We start from the raw sequence: 16,660 nt of genomic DNA on the forward strand, positions 1-16,660 counted from the left end.
CAACTTACTCCGCTCTCTAGTAATCATTGTATCGGAAGGGCTCGTGTTTGGGTCCCCGGCAATCTTTCGATTACATGTTCGGAATTAAGATAAAAGCCGTACCAAGGCAACAAACCCCGGTACGGCTAATTTCGATTCGGCAACGCCTACTGCTTCACAAAGAACTTCAACTCGGATAGCGATACCCATTCCGGTAAGGCAATCGCATCGGTCGATCCGAACACGGCCACCCGAAAGTATCGGAATTGCGGCGACGGGAAGTTATAGGGGATAAAGTCGCTCGTGTCGCCTAAGGTATCGCCTCCGTACATATGCGTCCAATTGACGCCGTCGTCCGAGACGGAGAACATGAGCCGGCTCGATCTCGTATGACCGTTATAAACCGCCGCGTCCAATCGCTCAAGTTGAATCGTCTCCCCGAAATCGAAGATGATCTGGGCTCCGATCTCGCCTGCCCAGCGCGACGCGCTGCCTTTGTCGTTATCGAACAATTTCGGAACGTTCTCCGAGCCATACGTTGCCGTAAAGCTGTCGTAAGCGACTTCTTTCAATTCCGTGATCGGAATCGGCGTAACGGGCGTCAGCGGCGTTCGCTCGAATTGCAGTTGCTTGACCGGAGGCAAGGTGAAAATCTCGGCGATCAGATTATCGGCATCCCAGGCAACCTCGATGTTCATGCCTTCCCGCAGGAAAGTTAGCGGAATCAACATCTGTTCCTGGCTGCCCGTTGCCGGAGCGTCCATGGCGCTGCTCTCGCCGTTAACCTTCGCCACCTCGCTTCCTTCCGCGAACGCGACGGACATGCTTCCTTTGGTCGCCGTCGCCGTCCCGGCCTCGGCATCCCAGACGACTTCCATGCCCATTGCTTCCAGCGTCTCTTGCATCGGCACCATCGGAATGCCATTAATCAGCCGAGGGGGAACTTCAAGATCCAGCCCTTTCGCGTCGATCCGGACGCGAATCTTTCTTTCGACCGGTTCGGATTGAACCTTGTCGGCGAGCGGAAGCGCGCTGGCATCTGCTTTCCGCAGCACGTAGGTGCCCGGCGTGCCTTCGAAGTAAATCGTGTTGCCTTCTTGAACGGCTTGATACTTTACGGATGCGCTCTCGCCTTCCTTCGCGGCCGTCCAATAGCCGCCGGCAAGGTCGGCGACCAACACCTTGTACGTTTGATTCGCCTCACCCGAGAACGTAATCGTCGCTTCATCGTCAGTCAGGCCGAAGTCTTTGGCGAAAAGGACGACGCGGTCATGAATCCTGGCCCCCGCATAATCGTCCGTCTCGGAATACGCAACCTCTTGCGGCGCGGGGCCGTCCACGGCGTCCATGACCTGCATGACGTTCAGGAACCTGGTTTGCTTGGCCGGCGCTTCATTGGAGAGCTCGATTCTCCATTTACCCGCGTCCAGACTGGAGATGTTCGTTGAATTGGTAGGCAGAATCCCCTTATTCACGCCATCCACCTCGAACTCGCGTCCCGTGCCGCCGATTTTCTCGACCAGCAGATCGTCGCTCTTCGGCAGCAGCGTATCGGTGACCAGCTTGCCGTCATAGCCCCGCTCCGTCACGACGCTGGTGTACCGGCTGCCGTCCACCGCCGGCTCGTTAACGGAATGCAGCAGCCATCTTTTCTCGGCGCTTGCGTTCGGCGTGTCGATATTGTCGTACACGATCATCGCGGCCGGGTGCTCCTCATTCTTGAAATTCAGGAATGCCATGCTTCTCGTATACTGTTCGGTTCTGGACTTCCCGTAGGCTTGACTGAGTTCGCCTTTGATGTAGGAATAGTCGGGATGCATCTCGTCGTCGCCGATCGAATGGGAAATCATCGTCCCTCTTTGGTAATTAGGATCGGTATTCCACTGCTCGACCGTTCTTGGAATTTGCGTCTCATAGAGCTGATTGGACGGGGAGTAATGTCCCTTCTCGGAAGCAGTCGGATCGTTAATTTCCACCACGTTATGCGCAACGGATTGCTTATGATAGTGCAAGTCGTGCGTCGAACCGTATTCGATCGCTTTGCCGGTTACGGGATCTTTGCCCTGATAGATTCCGGAGTCGATCGCCAGATAGCCTTTGTAATACATCGAGAATGCGCCGGCGTCGAAGTGCTGGTGGTTCGTCTGGAGTCGCTCGCCGATATTCATGACCGCCACGACCGCCCGGGAATCCGGTCCTTCATCCCAGCCCGTCCTGGCCACGATGGATCCGTACGGCGCGGGGAAGTATCGGGACAGCGGCGTATCGTATACGGACTGCGTCGGCGCGTCCGGATTAAAGAACAGGAGATAATACAACTCGTCTTGGAACGTATCCTGCTTCAAAAACTCGTTCTGCGCTCTCGGATTGCCGTAAATGCTGCCGGCGATCATATTCGTCACGTTGCCATGTACGAATCGTTTCCATGGCGATTGATAATCCGTGTTGAAGTCATCGCCCTCCGTCATGATGTAACCGTCCGGTCTTCGGGTGAAAACCTGACGGTCGAGCGCCAATCCGACTTTGTCCGAGAGCGGCTCGACGCCGATCGCCTTCCACAGCTGGTTGCCCATCATGATATATTTCAGCCGGTTGTCCCCGTAAGCAGGGCCTTCGAACGGCATCTCGGCGTCGAGCATGACATTGAATCCGGGCATGCCCTTATTCAAGATAAAGTCCGCGATGTCGTTGTAGTACTCGGGATTCGTATCGTACAGCGCGATCCCCATGGCAAGCTTGAACTGATGATGCACGTCGCCGTTGACATGCCCGGCAAGAATAAATTTGTCTTGATCCCTTATCGGGTATGGATACTCCAGGGCGGTCTTGACCCAAACTTCCAGCTTGCCCCGGATGGCCTCCCTCTGCGCGTCGGTCATGAGATCATAACACCAGTCATAGACAAGGGATTCCAAGAAGATCAGGTTGCCGATCTCCCGGCCGACGTTGAATACCGTGGTGGAATTCGTCCGGTCTTCGTTCCATTGCGCCGAATTCGCCATATTGACGGCAAGATCGACCGCTTTCCGTCCTGCTTCCCGATCTCCGTTGATCAGATAAAGAACCGCGTGGGCTTTCATGACATCGACCGTTCTCGGATCGATATTGGTGTAGGCGGCGCCTGACCGGGGAGGGAAGTTGCCTGTGACGCTGCGCTGCGTCTTCGTGTTGATCCGCTCCCATACTTCGTCGAAAGCCTCATGGTTCAATCGTTCTCTCAGCGCCGGCAGCGTATCTTTGTTCACCAGCACGCGCGGACGATCCAGCGGCGGCAGCGGTATCGGATCGTACTGGTCGGATTGTTTGGGCGCGATGACGCCTGTCGTTCGTTCCTGGAACAGAACGGTCGGATTAGCCGCGATATCGCTGACCTTCTCGGTTATCTTTCCTTCGTAAGTCATCGCGAACGTATAGGAGCCGGGCAGCAGCTCCTTGCTCGCCTGGCCGCCGGCGGTGGTGCCGAATGTCCGCCACCCATCCGCGTAATAGGACGCGGCGCCGCCGTCCAGCGGCTGATTCTGGCTGTTCTTCAGCTGCACGACGGCGTTGACCGTCCGGAATTCCACGACCGGATCGTTGCCGGTATGCTGCTCCTTGTTGGCCCGAGTACCTTCATAGGTCACGTTGAAGGTATAGGGGCCGGGCAGCAGTTCCTTGCTCGCTTCGCCGCCGGTTAGGCTGCCGAAAGTCTTCCAGCCTGTCGCATAATAGGAGACCTCCCCGCCGTCTAAAGGGTTCTCCTGACTATCCTTCAGCCGAATTTTCACGTTCGCCGTCTGAAACGCGACGACCGGATCATGGCCGATATGCTGCTCCTTACTCAGTCTCGTTCCTTCATAAGTCATGTTGAACGTATAGGAGCCGGGCAGCAGCTCTTTGCTCACCTCGCCTCCGGTCACGTTCCCGAAAGTCTTCCAGCCTGAAGCGTAGTACGAGACCTCTCCGCCTTCCAGCGGGTTCCCCTGACTATCCTTCAGCTGCGCCTTCACGTTCACCGTCTGAAAGACGACCGCCGGATTGTTGCCGGTGTGCTGCTCCTTGCTCATTCTCGTTCCCTCGTAAGCGGCATGAAACGTGTACGTCTTATCCGGCAGAGACTTGCTGGCGATTCCCGCCGCATCGGTCGTGCCGAAGTTCTTCCAGCCCGCGTCGTAATAATCGACGGTTGCGCCGGCGAGCGGATTTCCGTTGCTGTCGATCAATTGCACGCGAACGTCGCTGTCCGCCAACGCTCGTTGCGGCGCGACACCGAGAACGAATCCTCCCATCATGGCAAAACATAACAGCATGGACATCCATTTTCTGCTTAACCCTGTACTTATACCGGTCATTTGGTTCACCCTTTCTCATTAGCCAAGATATTGGTGCGTCTCTTCAAGGATCATTCTAATGGAAACGCTCTCATTTTGGACCCTGGCAATCTTTCGATTTCATGTCCGGAATTACGCCAGCGTTCATTTTCGCCATGAATAACAAAAAATCGGGATACCGCGGCTTCCGCGATACCCCGATCGGATTATGGATTGTTTTGCACGTACGCGTCGATTTGTTTCTGCATTTCGGCCTGAACTTTATCGATGCCCGCCTGCTTCAACTTCTCTAGCGCCACGGGAATCCCCTCCTCCGGTTTCACCAGACCGTGGTAAATCGGCAGCAGATAGGTATTCTGAACATTCGCGAGCGCGGCCAGTTCGTTCTTGATGTTCGTATCGTCGAGCACGAACGTCGCCAGCTTGATATCCACGATAGTGTCTGCCTTCCATTTGGCATAGTAGGACTGAATCATTTCGCCGGCCGGCCCTTCGAGCTGCCGGTACAGTTCGGGCGTTCTCCAGCCCCACGGGCAAGCGCCGTCCGGCGGATATCCGGTCGAGCCCGGCAGACTCCTGTACTTGTCGTCGCCGACGGGCTCCCAATGTTTGCCCTGGATGCCGTAGGTCGTAAGATCGAACAGCTCTTTGTCGTACCGCAGAAGATCCAGCGCCATTAAGGCAAGCTCGGGATGTTTGGAGGTGGCGTGGATGCCGATTCCGTTGCCGATTAGAGGAAACCGGTAACGCTTGGCATCCGGCGCGAGATCGACGATCTCCGGCTTCCACTCGGGATGGGCCAGCATGATCGCGTCCATCGCGCCCGTCATCGTCAAGAGGTTGCCGGAATGGGCCGCGGTTTGACCTTCTTTGAACGCCGCGAGCCAATCCGTCTTGGCCACGATGGCATCCTTCGGCCAAATGCCTTGCCGTGCCATGTCATAGAGCAAATTCAATTTCTCGATGTACTGCGGATCTTCCAAGTAGTTGGAGAGCTTCGGATGCTCGCTCCGCATGTCGTAGACGAGCGGCACGCCGCCATGCACGAAGAGACGTTCCAGATCCGTGAACAGGATCGGCAGCGCGAGGCCGTTCAAATTGGTGCTCGGTCCGCCGAATGCGGTCATGCCCTTCTCGTTCTTGGCGACCGTCGAGAGGTAGTTCACGAAATCGGCTTGCGACTTCACTTCCGGCAGGTTGTATTTCTCCCTCAAATCGCCGCGAACGATCGCCATGTTATAGCCCGAGTCAAAATGATCGTGCGGGACCATGTACAGTTTGCCGTCCACTCTCGCCTGCTCCCAACCAAGCGGGTCCTGCTTCGCCCACGTCGTGGGCGCATACGTCTTGATCAGGTCTTCCGTCAATTCAAGGAAGCCGTCCTTGCGGGCCGTCGGCTGGTAGAATGCCCAGCTGCCGGTGAAGATCAAGTCGAAGTCTTCGTTGGCCGCGAACAGGAGCGGGTATTTCTGGTTAAACTCGTTCCAATCGAGGAAGCGGAGCTCAATCGTGGCGTTGATCTTCTCCTTCAGAATCTTGTTCACTTCCGCATACACTTCGTCCGTATCCGACGGTTTCGGGCCCAGCAGCACCATCTTGAGCGTCACCGGCTCGGACGTATCGATCGTCCCCGGCGGCCCGCCGGCGTATGGTTCCGACATGCCCGAATCCGAGGGCGCAACGATTGCTGAACGGTTGCCGTTGTCGCTGCACGCGCTCGCCAGAAGGCTAAGCATGAGGAGCAGCATGACGCTGAGCCAAGCTGCGTTATTGAGCTTGATCCTACCCTTCATCGTCCTTCCTCCTGCGGATAATGGTGAAAAGGCTGCATTCATCTACCATTATTATAATAGAAACGTTGTCCGTTTGGGCGCTAATCACCCAAGGCGAAACGGCTATCTCCGTCTTTTGGGGCGAGACGCGTTACGTTCCGGAGAAATACAAGGTGATTATAGCCGTGCAACATATAAATTCTTGTATTTGAACGAAAGACGGGATGCCGCGACTTCTTGGATAAGAGCCGAGGCACCCCGCATGTGGTTTAACCGTGCTCATTCGCCTTGCGTCTTACGGATTGCTCTGGACGAACGCGTCGATCTGCTTCTGCATCTCGGCCTGAACCTTGTCGATGCCCGCCTGCTTCAGCTTCTCTTGTACCTCGGGGATGCCGTCTTCCGGCTTCACGAGGCCATGATAAATCGGCAGCAAATACGTCTTCTGCACGTTGGCAAGCGCGGCTAGCTCGTTCTTGATGTTCGCGTCATCGAGCACGAACGTCGCCAGCTTCAGGTCGACGATATTATTCTTTTTCCATTTGTCGTACGTGGAGGCGAGGAGATCGCCCGCGGCTCCTTCAAGCTGACGGTACATCCCTTGCGTTCTCCAGCCCCACGGACAAGCGCCGTCCGGCGGATATCCGGTCGAACCCGGCAGGCTTCGGTACTTGCCGTCGCCGACGGGCTCCCAATGTTTGCCCTTGATCCCATAGGTCGTGAGATCGAACAGTTCCTTGTCATGGCGAAGAAGATCAAGCGCCATCAATGCCCGCTCGGGATGCTTGGAGGTGGCGTGAATGCCGATTCCGTTGCTGTGAAAGGGCGCGCGAATGCGTTTGGCGTCCGGCACGAGATCGATCACTTCGGGCTTCCACTCCGGATGGGCCAGCGTAATGGCTTCCATCGTGGCGGCCAACGTCAATAGGTTGCCGTGATGGGCCGCGGTTTTGCCTTCTTTGAACGCCGCCGCCCAGTCCGTTTTGGACACGATGGCATCCTTCGGCCATATGCCTTGCTGGGCCATATCATAGAGCGTATTCAATTTCTCGATATATTTCGAATCGTCCAAGTAGTTATAGAGCTTCGGGTGTTCGCTCTTCATATCATAGACTAGCGGAGCGCTGCCATGGACGAAGACGCGTTCCAGATCGTTGAACATGATCGGCAAGGCAACGCCGTTCAAACTCGTGCTCGGCCCTCCGAAAGCGGTCATGCCTTTCTCGTTCTTGGCGACCGTGGACAGGAATTTCACGAAGTCGGCTTGCGATTTCACTTCCGGCAGGTTGTATTTCTCCCTCAAGTCGCCGCGTAGGATCACCATGCCATGGCCGGATTCGAAATAATCCGACGGCACCATATAGATCTTGCCGTCTACTTTCGCTTGTTCCCAGCCAAGCGGATCCTGCTGCGCCCAAGTTGCGGGCGCATACGTCTTGAGCATGTCTTCCGTCAATTCCAGAAAGCCGTCCTTGCGCGCCGTCGGCTGATAGAACGCCCAGCTGCTGGCAAAAATCAGGTCGAAATCTTCATTGGCCGCGAACAGAAGCGGATACTTCTGGTTGTATTCGTTCCAGTCGAGGTAGCGGAGCTCGATCGTGGCGTTGATCTTCTCCTTCAGAATCTTGTTCACTTCCGCGTACACGTCGTCCGTGTCCGTCGGTTTCGAGCCGAGCAGGACCATCTTGAGCGTGACCGGCTCGGACGTATCGATGCCCTCCGGCGATGCGTTGGCGGAAGGCTCCGTCGTTTCCGCGGCTGGCGGCGATGCGCTCTCTTCCTGATTGCCGTTGCCGCTATTGCCGCTGCACGCGCTGACGAGCATGCTGATCAGGAGGAGCAGCATGACGCCGAGCCAAGCCTTTTTCTTCAATCTCGTTCTGTCCTTCATCCTCTTTCCCCCTACGAATCATAATGAGATGCAAGGTGAAACGGCTATCGCCGTCTTTGATGGCGTAGCGCGTTACATTCCGGTGAAATAGAGGATAATTTATAAGCGTGAAACTTATAAATTCCTATATTTCGATGATAAACCGGGGTTTGCCGGCATTATCCTTTGACGGCCCCGATCGTAAGACCTTTGACGAAATAGCGTTGAATGAACGGATACAAGAAGATGATCGGGCCCGTGACGACCATGGTCAGCGCCATCTTCAGCCCTTCGCCGGGCAAATCCGGAACCTTGTTCCCGCTTTTCTCCGCGACGATCTTGAGCGCGTCCACGTTGCCGATGATTTTATACAGGTAGTATTGAAGCGGGTAAAGCTTCTGGTCGCTAATGAACAGCAGCGAATAATACCAGTCGTTCCAATAGGCCAGCGCCACGAACAAACCGATCGTCGCAAGCGCGGGCTTGCACAAGGGCAAAATCAGTCGAATGAAGATCGTGAAATCGCCGGCGCCGTCGATCTTGGCCGATTCCGTGATCGCGGCGGGAATGCTTCGCATGAAGCTCTTCATAACGAGAATGTAGAACACGTTGATCATCGGAAGCAGCAGCAGCACCCAGAACGTATTGTTCAGCTTCAAATAGTTGACGACAAGAATGTACAAGGGCACGAGCCCCCCGCTGAACAACGTCGTGAAGTAGAAGATGAACGAGAAGATATTCCGCCACTTGAAATCCGTTCGTTGAATGACGTAACCGCTCATCGAGATGAAAAACAGGGATAAACTCGTGCCGATCGCCGTTAAGGAAACGGTCAGGCCATAAGCGCGAATGATATCTTCCGGATACTCGAATATGAACCGATACGCGTCCAGCGAGAACTGCTTCGGAATCAGCTTGAAGCCTTCCAGAACGATCTCGCTTTCTTTCGTGAAAGAACCGCCGAGGATAAGCAGGAACGGCAAGACGCATATGACGGCGACAAGCGTTACCCAGCTGTATGACACCACGGCTAGAACCAACTGATCCATCCGGATCTTTTTGTTGTTCGCGTTCATCAGGCTGCAAACTCCTTTCCCGATTAGAATAAAGCCGAGTCTTTGTCCGTTCTGCGGACGATCCCGTTCACGAGCAGGATGGTGACGAAGCACAGGACCGATTGATAGAAATCGATCGCCGCCGACATGCCGATTTCATTGTTCTCCACCAGCGAGCGATAGACGAACGTATCGATGACGTCGGTGGCGGAGAACAGCAATCCGTTGCCGCCGACCATATTGAAGAAGAGGCCGAAATCGCCGCGGAAAATCTGGCCGACGGCCAGAAGCGTCAAGATCATCATCGTTGGTTTCAAACACGGAATCGTGATATACCAAATCCGCTGGAACGCATTCGCCCCGTCGGTCTCTGCCGCTTCGAACATCTCCTGGTCGATGCTCATGATGGCCGCCAGATAGAAGACGGCGCCGTAACCGACCGCTTTCCAGGCGTTGAAGAAGACCAACAGGAATGGCCACACGCCCGGCGTGCTGTAGAAATTGACGGGGTCTATGCCAGCCGCGCCGAAGAGCGTATTCACGGTGCCGTGCTCGTAGTTCAGCAGATTGTAAGCGATCGTACCGACCACGACCCAGGAGATGAAGAACGGCAAGAACATCAGCGATTGGCTGATCTTCTTAAACCATCGGCTCCGGATCTCCGACAGCATGACGGCGATTCCGACTTGCAGCACCAGGTTGATGACGATAAAAGCGGCGTTGTAGAGAACCGTGTTGCGCGTAACCCTCCAAACATCGCCGGAGATGAAGAAAAACCGGAAATTGTCGATTCCTGCCCAATCGCTCCCCAGAATGCCTTTGGCGTACGTGTATTCCTTAAAGGCCAGAACCAGCCCGAGCATCGGCGTATATTGGAATAGCAGCACGAACAGCAAAGCCGGCAAGAGCATGAGCAGCAAAGTTTTGTATCGGTGCAAATCGCGTAAAAACGGTGTTTTCATTCTACTTTCCCTCCTCCTTCTCGATCTCGCCGCCCTATATCCGTCATTATAATGGAACCGTTATCAATTGGGTCCCCGCCAATCTTTCGACTTCATGTCCGGAATTAAGATGCGAGGGAAAGCGGATCGTGCCCGGGAAACAACGGCAAATATGCCCGCCGCGATCTTACGTCGTCGCGACGGGCTTCCGTTGTCTTCATGTTTCTACCGTTCAACCAGCTTGCGCTGCCGATGTCCGAACAAACCGGCCAACGCGGCGGCAATCGCCATAAAGATCGCGCTGGAGGCCACGCCTGATTGCAGGCCGTACCGTTCGACCACCAAGCCGCCAACGAGCGGACCGAGCATTTGTCCAGCGGCAAACACGGCGGTGGCTAGACTAAGACATGCCGCATACGCGCGAGGAGGGACATGGCGCCGAAGCAGCGCGGTCGTCATCAGCGGCGGGGTAATAAAGGAGACTAGTCCAATCAAGGCGGCTCCGAGCACCGTGAGGAACATATTGTTGGTTGTTACCCCGCATACGCCGATCGTCCCTAAGGTTAAACCCGATGCAAGCGTATACCCGCTCGGCCATCGGTCGATGGCTTTGCCTCCGATCCATCCGTTAAACAACCCCGCAAATCCGATTCCGGACCAGATCAACCCGGCATAGAGGGACGGAATGCCTTTGCTCACCAGATAGGGAATCAAATACGTGAAATAGATGATGTATCCCGAGCCGAAGAAGAAATAGGAAGAGACAAGGAACAAGAGCTTCTTCGGGCTCCACAGGAGACGATGCACGGGTTCGCTTTCATTGTCGCTCGGCTTCGATTCAATCCGCGAGGGTATGATTTCGTCTCCCTTTGTTCTGGTGACGAACGCGAACCCGAACGCGGCCAATACACCGAATACGCCCATGATCACCCAAGCATACCGCCACCCCTGCAAGTGTGAAGGATCGATGGTCAAGGGAGCGAACAGTCCCGTCGCGAGAATGCCCGCGGATCCGCCCAGCCAGATAAGACCCGACGCCGCACCTCGCTCCGCCGGTCGAACGGCATCCAATGCAATGGACAGAACCAACACGGTCGCGAAGGCCGATAACCATCCGATCGCGAATCGCCACAGCCCAAGTTGGATGACATGATCGCTTGCCGCCGAGCCGATCAACGTCAATCCGAGCAAAAGGCACGTGATCCCATTCAGGATAGGTTTGCGCGCCGGATAACGCGCGATCAAAGGAGGCAGACACAACGTCCCGACCAAATAACCGATAAAGTTGACGGTGCCCAATAAACCCAACTGTCCGTAGCTCCCCCCGATTACCCTCTGTATCCCGGGCAAGAACATGCCGTAGGAGAGCCGGGAGAAACCGAGTATGACGACAAATAATAACGATGCCCATAGCGTAATCCAATTGAATGCGGATTTTGTGCCCATATCCCCCTCTTCCTCCAACATCGCGCTATCCTTCTTGCCATACAATCTCCGCTTCGAAGCCCAGCTGTTCGCACAGCTTGTGAATGCGACGCATGTCCCGCGTGCTCGTCACCCACTCGCAGCCCAAGGCTGCCGCCTCGCGCGCCGCCCATTGCAGCAGATAGACCAACGCATCCGCATGGGATTCCTTCGTGGCGAAGTCTTCTAGCGCCAACGCGCCGCCGCGGACCGAAGCGCGCGCGTATGCCCAATGCTGATCGGCAAAACTGCGCGCGACGAACCGCGTTTCGCCATCGGACCGACCCTGATTGGCGAGTTCTTGCAGCCATTTGCTATTTGCGCCGGGCCCTCTCGGGGCGTTCGGATTCCCCCATTCCAGCGAATCGGCGGCCAGCTTCCGCAGTTCTTCTTCGCCGTCTACGTCCTTCCACTGCTCGAGATGGAAGGTATCTTGGGGAGTCGGTTTGAAGCGGACTTGCCAGCTGCGTTCGCCGGGCGAGACGCCCGCAGCATGAAGCAGCTCGGAGACGGGAACCATGGCAAGACCTTTCGCGTGGGCCTGGCGTACGAGCGATTTGACGGCCTGCGGCGTCTCTTTGGCGATTTCATTGGCATGAAACATCAATATCGATCCGTTGACCAGCTTCGGATTGACCCGCTCGATCAGCTGCGCGCTAGGCGGCCCCGACCAGTCGACGGTATCCTCCCCCTCGACGACCAAGTAGTTCCACTCCCGGAGCCACGCCAAGTTCTCCTCCCGATAAGAAGCGTAAGGGAACCGCAGGAAGGTCGGAACAGGTCTCCCCGTCGCTTCTTGGTATGCGAGCTCCGCCAACTGCAGCTCCTCGAAAAATACGGCTTTGGTCACATCGGCCATTCGGCGGTGATAGTAGGTATGCGTGGCGAGTTCATGGCCTCTGGCTAGCATTTCTCTTGCTTTGGCCGGGTGCCGATCGAACCACTCGCCCGTCAGAAAAAACGTCCCTCGCGCGCCGCCTTGCTCCAACGCGTCCAGCCATGCGTCAATCGGAATCCGCATCGGACCGTCATCGAACGTAAAGGCACAGTGAGAAACCGCAGGATTGCCGCGAGCAATCACCGTTCTCGTCATCATAACTCCCCCTTCATGGGTATCCTTGCGTCCGGATCCCGTTGACCCTATTGTAAAATCATGGGAATGTTTTGTAAAATTGAATAATATGAACATATGGTTCGAATAACTCAAACAAAGGTGATGACAATGGATCTTCGCGCTTTAAAAACCTTCGAGGCGTGCGTGCGTCATGGGCATTTTCTGAAAGCCGCCGAGGAACTCCAATATGCGCCTTCTACGGTCACGCTCCAGATTCAACGTCTCGAAACGGATCTAGGGGTTGCTTTATTCGTGCGCGACGGCAAACGCGTCATCGTGACCGAAGCCGGTCGATGGCTCCATCAGCAGGCCTCGGTATTACTGAAGTCGATCGGCGCGATAAGGCAGACCGTCTCGGATATTGCGGCGGGAGATAACGGCTCGGTGCGTATTGCCGCTATCGAGCCCGTCGCTAGCCAGCAGCTAGCAATCGTGATTGCCGACTTTTGCAACGCCCGGCCGAACGTGGAGTTAACGATGGAAGTAAGCGGCAGCAGAGCGATCGCGGAGAGGGTGCGGGCCGGCGAACTGGAATTCGGCGTCTGCTCGGCTCCGCCTTCGAAGTTCATGCTGGCGTTCGAGCCGCTGATCGAGGAACGATTAGGGATCATGTTGAACGTTAACCACCCCTTAGCTAATCGGGATAGCATTACGGCAAGCGACCTTGCGGGGCTAACCGTTCTAGTCAAAGAGCCGACGTGTATCTATCGAGAGCTTTGGGAAACGGCAATTGATCCGACGGGGCCACGACAGTTCTCCTATATGGAGGTTGGCAGTTTCTTCGTCATTCAACAAATGGTGAAGGCCGCCTTCGGCGTCGGGATTGTACCGATGTACAACGGTCTGGAACAGGAAGGCGCCTTGGTTATCCGACCATTAGCCGACCTGAATCCAGTCGTCGCTATAGGCCTCGCATATAAAAATAAAAACGTGCTGGGCAAGGCGGCCTTATTGTTGATGGAAGCCGTTCGGGGCATCCGCGGCACTGCCGGATAACACCGCTGCAAGCCCGAGAAGAAGATGAACAGTACGGTGCGGATGCCGCCTTAATTTCCTCCATGAAATCGAAAGTTTGACGGGGACGGTTTTGACAGCGTTTCCATTACAATGAAGTCGATTCAAAAAAAGGAGGAATGAATGATGATCATCGTCCGTAGACGGAAAAGCGTGGGCTTTAAGTCGACCTGTCTAGCCTTGTTTCTGTTGGTATTTGCGTTAGGCTCTATTGTCGTGCCGCAGCCGGAGGTTGCTTCTGCCACCGGTACGACCTATTATTTCTCCACATCGGGAAACGACGGGAATAACGGTACGTCTCCGTTAACGCCGAAACAATCGATTTCGGCAGCGAACGCGCTGCTATTAGCTGGCAATACCGTGCTTTTCAACCGTGGAGATGCTTGGTATAGAAACAGCGTTAACGCATCCGGGGCGATTATCGGAGGAACCATCCATTTAAAAGATAAACTAGGAACCAGCGCCAACCCGATCACGATCGGGGCGTACGGCAGCAATGCTAAAGCGAAGCCCATTATTTCGGTCACGTATTTAATTAGTAATGCGGGCTGGGTGTCCGATGGCGCTAACCGATGGAAGCATTCCATCCCCGCGAGCGGAATCGGCACGGATCGCTTGTTCGTCAATGGCCTATCCAAATTCAAGGTGAATACGAACAATGCAAGCGCGAACGAAACGGACGTCGACCAGTCTTACGAATGGTACGCTAACAACGGTTGGGTCTACGTCGGCTCAACGACCGGCGCGCCGCAAGACGTCGAGCTGATCGGTAACGAAAGACCTGTTTATATGAAAAACGCCCATTATGTCACGATTGAGAATTTGGATCTTAAAGGGGGCGTTGTCTATATCGACGCGCCAAGCTCCCATATCACGATCGATAATAATACGATCCGGCAGGCCTATGAGCACGGGATTCGGGTATTAAACGAGGATGCGCTAACCGTGAGGAATCCTAATCCTACCCAGCAGCAATGGGATCAGTACGTGTCCGATATTACCATAACGAACAATGTGATCGACAAGGTGTGGTCGCAAGAAGAGAACCATACGAATCCGAATAAAAGTTATGGCGGAGAAGGCATCTTTCTCCAGGATGCGGTTGAACGCGGACTCATTAGCGGAAATACAATCCGTAATTTCGGACATGGCGGTATTTCGTTGGATACAAGTTTATGGATGGGTACGAACCGAACGCATGGCGTTCATCGCGTGGTTATCGAATTGAATGACGTTTCGTCAGGCAACTCCGACTACATGCATGCCTTTGGCGTGATCGGATTACCGGGTAAGACGACCCATAATATTATTCGGCGTAACTATTTTCATGATTTCCAAGCCACGAGTCACGTCGGAGGAAGCGATAACCTGTTTTACAGCAATATTTTTGCCGGGGTTACTGAAACCCCTAGGCCGACCAAGCAGCCTTATGCGATGGACGTCGCCCCTTGGCCGGTGCCTGAAAAAGGCAGTACAAACAAAACCGATCTGGAATCTCAAAACTTGTTTATTGTCAACAATACGATTGTCGATACCGCGGGGTATGCGATTGAAGTGAGGGACTACAATAATACGAAAGGTAATGTAAAGAATATTACGATCGCCAATAACCTGATTGGGCAATACGTGAACAATACGGGGTATTTGCCAGTGGGTTTGAATATTTCGTCCGAGGTGACAGGTACGCACACCGTGAATCATAACGCGTTCTGGGATTCGAGCGCCACCGTGGCTCGCTACAAAAGCAGCACGAACGCTACGGTCAATGTATCCGGTCTGAATGCGTGCGAAACCACGTATCCGTTAGATATTTGTGATCATAACGTGGCAGGCGACCCGCTATTCGTCAACTATGCCAATCGCGACTTTCATTTGAGCGCCAATTCGCCATTTATAGCGGCCGGCTCGAATGTCTATATTGCGGCGTTCGGCAGCGGATTCGTCGATTACTACGGCAACCCATGGAATCCGACGAGCCCGAGCATCGGCGCGATCCAGTATTAAGCAGCGACTCCCGCATTAGGAAGAACAGACCGACAACGGCAAATGGCGCTACAGGAATAAAACCCTGTAACGCCATTTTTTTGTGCTATTAGGGACTTCGGGGTTAGATGGCATATCGCTCCGGGACACCGCCGGATTACCGGCCTGTATACCATTCCGTCAAAATCTCGCCCGCGCGCTTGCCGTACACGTCGAAGCCGCGGTTCGACTTCGCTTCCGACAGCGGGTACAGCTTCACGCTCCAATCCCACCAGAAGAACCCGCCGAACCATGGCTGATCCCAGAATACCTGGATGACGGAACTATAGAAGTTGGCCTGCTCCTCTTCGGAGAACGGCAGGTCCCGTCGCGTGAAATCCCAGGGCATCGTGGCGCAGCCATGCGCGCTGCGGCAGCCGATTTCCATAAAAACGACCGGCTTGTTGAATCTACGATGCAGCCGCTCCATCTTGTCTCGAACCGGGAGCCAGTTGGCGATCATGTTCGCTTCCGTATCGCCCGGCATGCTGCCGACCGGATAGTAAGCGCTCGTGCCGATGACGTCGACCAGATCGAACCAAGCGACGCCTTCTTCGCTGCCATGATTGGCGTTATAGATCAGCGGTCCCGAGTACGCTTCTCTTACGCGGGCAATCGTCTGCGCCCATCTGGCCGTCTGCGACTCGGTCTTAACCATCTCGCAGCCGACGCAGAACATCTCGCAGCCCAGCTCCTCCGCCAACTCCGCGTAATGGACCAGGAAATTCGTATAGGATTCGAACCAGCGATCCCAATAGGAAGGACTTCCGTTCTCCTCCTCCGGAAACCCGATATGGGCCCGCCAGAGGCCGTCCCGCGAATTGACGACCGGCTTCAGGCAAATCTTCAGCCCATTGCGCCTCGCCTCGCGCACGGCGGCTTCGATGTCGCGATCCGTAACCGTATAGCCGTAGTCGAACGGAATCTGCGTCGAATGGACCGCATCCTGCCACGTCCAGAACGACAGCGCGATCCATTCGCTTCCGGTCTCTCGCAGCTTGCGCATGGAGTCCGCCGCGGCTTCCGTCCGGTAGTCGCCGCGCTTCGAGCTCCAGCCCCATGTCATGCCTTTGATGAACAATCGTTCCATGCCGTCCCTCGTTTCGGTTTGATGCTGCT

At 55.1% G+C, this 16,660-nt stretch carries 10 protein-coding genes; 2 read left to right on the forward strand and 8 right to left on the reverse strand.

Annotation, left to right across the window (positions count from 1 at the left end; genetic code table 11):
* Positions 1 to 146: 146 nt before the first annotated feature.
* From BCM02_RS10510 to BCM02_RS10540, 7 genes are all read right to left on the reverse strand, one after another.
* Positions 147 to 4,274, reverse strand: a complete 4,128-nt coding sequence (locus tag BCM02_RS10510; RefSeq protein WP_187434135.1) for a stalk domain-containing protein — start codon at positions 4,272 to 4,274, stop codon at positions 147 to 149.
* A 221-nt stretch (positions 4,275 to 4,495) separates the two neighbouring features.
* On the reverse strand, positions 4,496 to 6,082 hold the full coding sequence (locus BCM02_RS10515) for an ABC transporter substrate-binding protein (RefSeq protein WP_187434136.1): 1,587 nt from the start codon (positions 6,080 to 6,082) through the stop codon (positions 4,496 to 4,498).
* A 274-nt stretch (positions 6,083 to 6,356) separates the two neighbouring features.
* Positions 6,357 to 7,952: an ABC transporter substrate-binding protein gene (locus BCM02_RS10520; protein WP_148929029.1), complete on the reverse strand. Its 1,596-nt coding sequence runs from the start codon at positions 7,950 to 7,952 to the stop codon at positions 6,357 to 6,359.
* 158 nt (positions 7,953 to 8,110) lie between these two features.
* Positions 8,111 to 9,007, reverse strand: a complete 897-nt coding sequence (locus tag BCM02_RS10525; RefSeq protein ID WP_148929030.1) for a carbohydrate ABC transporter permease — start codon at positions 9,005 to 9,007, stop codon at positions 8,111 to 8,113.
* 23 nt (positions 9,008 to 9,030) lie between these two features.
* Entirely contained in the window at positions 9,031 to 9,948 is a 918-nt protein-coding gene (locus BCM02_RS10530; RefSeq protein ID WP_148929031.1) for an ABC transporter permease, read from the reverse strand.
* Between the two features lie 204 nt (positions 9,949 to 10,152).
* Entirely contained in the window at positions 10,153 to 11,373 is a 1,221-nt protein-coding gene (locus tag BCM02_RS10535) for a YbfB/YjiJ family MFS transporter (protein ID WP_148929032.1), read from the reverse strand.
* A gap of 25 nt (positions 11,374 to 11,398) precedes the next feature.
* Positions 11,399 to 12,484, reverse strand: coding sequence for a polysaccharide deacetylase family protein (locus BCM02_RS10540; RefSeq protein WP_148929033.1), 1,086 nt, complete (start codon positions 12,482 to 12,484; stop codon positions 11,399 to 11,401).
* Positions 12,485 to 12,613: 129 nt separating this feature from the next.
* Between BCM02_RS10540 and BCM02_RS10545 the strand changes: the two genes are divergently transcribed.
* Complete coding sequence (locus tag BCM02_RS10545) at positions 12,614 to 13,501, forward strand: LysR family transcriptional regulator (RefSeq protein WP_148929034.1); 888 nt, start codon at positions 12,614 to 12,616, stop codon at positions 13,499 to 13,501.
* Positions 13,502 to 13,642: 141 nt separating this feature from the next.
* The gene (locus BCM02_RS10550) at positions 13,643 to 15,523 is read left to right on the forward strand and encodes a right-handed parallel beta-helix repeat-containing protein (RefSeq protein WP_148929035.1); all 1,881 of its coding nucleotides are present in this window, start codon (positions 13,643 to 13,645) and stop codon (positions 15,521 to 15,523) included.
* Between the two features lie 136 nt (positions 15,524 to 15,659).
* Here BCM02_RS10550 and BCM02_RS10555 read toward each other — a convergent pair whose 3' ends face one another.
* Entirely contained in the window at positions 15,660 to 16,631 is a 972-nt protein-coding gene (locus BCM02_RS10555) for a glycoside hydrolase family 113 (protein ID WP_187434137.1), read from the reverse strand.
* Positions 16,632 to 16,660: the final 29 nt, after the last annotated feature.

It is taken from the genome of Paenibacillus methanolicus (assembly GCF_008124765.1).
In the GTDB taxonomy this organism is placed as follows: domain Bacteria; phylum Bacillota; class Bacilli; order Paenibacillales; family Paenibacillaceae; genus Paenibacillus_Z; species Paenibacillus_Z methanolicus.

Bases quoted from the DNA above. Each gene is read 5' to 3' on its own strand.
- BCM02_RS10510 (WP_187434135.1), bottom strand. From the start codon at position 4,274: ATGTCCATGCTGTTATGTTTTGCCATGATGGGAGGATTCGTTCTCGGT.
- BCM02_RS10515 (WP_187434136.1), bottom strand. From the start codon at position 6,082: ATGAAGGGTAGGATCAAGCTCAATAACGCAGCTTGGCTCAGCGTCATG.
- BCM02_RS10520 (WP_148929029.1), bottom strand. From the start codon at position 7,952: ATGAAGGACAGAACGAGATTGAAGAAAAAGGCTTGGCTCGGCGTCATG.
- BCM02_RS10525 (WP_148929030.1), bottom strand. From the start codon at position 9,007: ATGAACGCGAACAACAAAAAGATCCGGATGGATCAGTTGGTTCTAGCC.
- BCM02_RS10530 (WP_148929031.1), bottom strand. From the start codon at position 9,948: ATGAAAACACCGTTTTTACGCGATTTGCACCGATACAAAACTTTGCTG.
- BCM02_RS10535 (WP_148929032.1), bottom strand. From the start codon at position 11,373: ATGGGCACAAAATCCGCATTCAATTGGATTACGCTATGGGCATCGTTA.
- BCM02_RS10540 (WP_148929033.1), bottom strand. From the start codon at position 12,484: ATGACGAGAACGGTGATTGCTCGCGGCAATCCTGCGGTTTCTCACTGT.
- BCM02_RS10545 (WP_148929034.1), top strand. From the start codon at position 12,614: ATGGATCTTCGCGCTTTAAAAACCTTCGAGGCGTGCGTGCGTCATGGG.
- BCM02_RS10550 (WP_148929035.1), top strand. From the start codon at position 13,643: ATGATGATCATCGTCCGTAGACGGAAAAGCGTGGGCTTTAAGTCGACC.
- BCM02_RS10555 (WP_187434137.1), bottom strand. From the start codon at position 16,631: ATGGAACGATTGTTCATCAAAGGCATGACATGGGGCTGGAGCTCGAAG.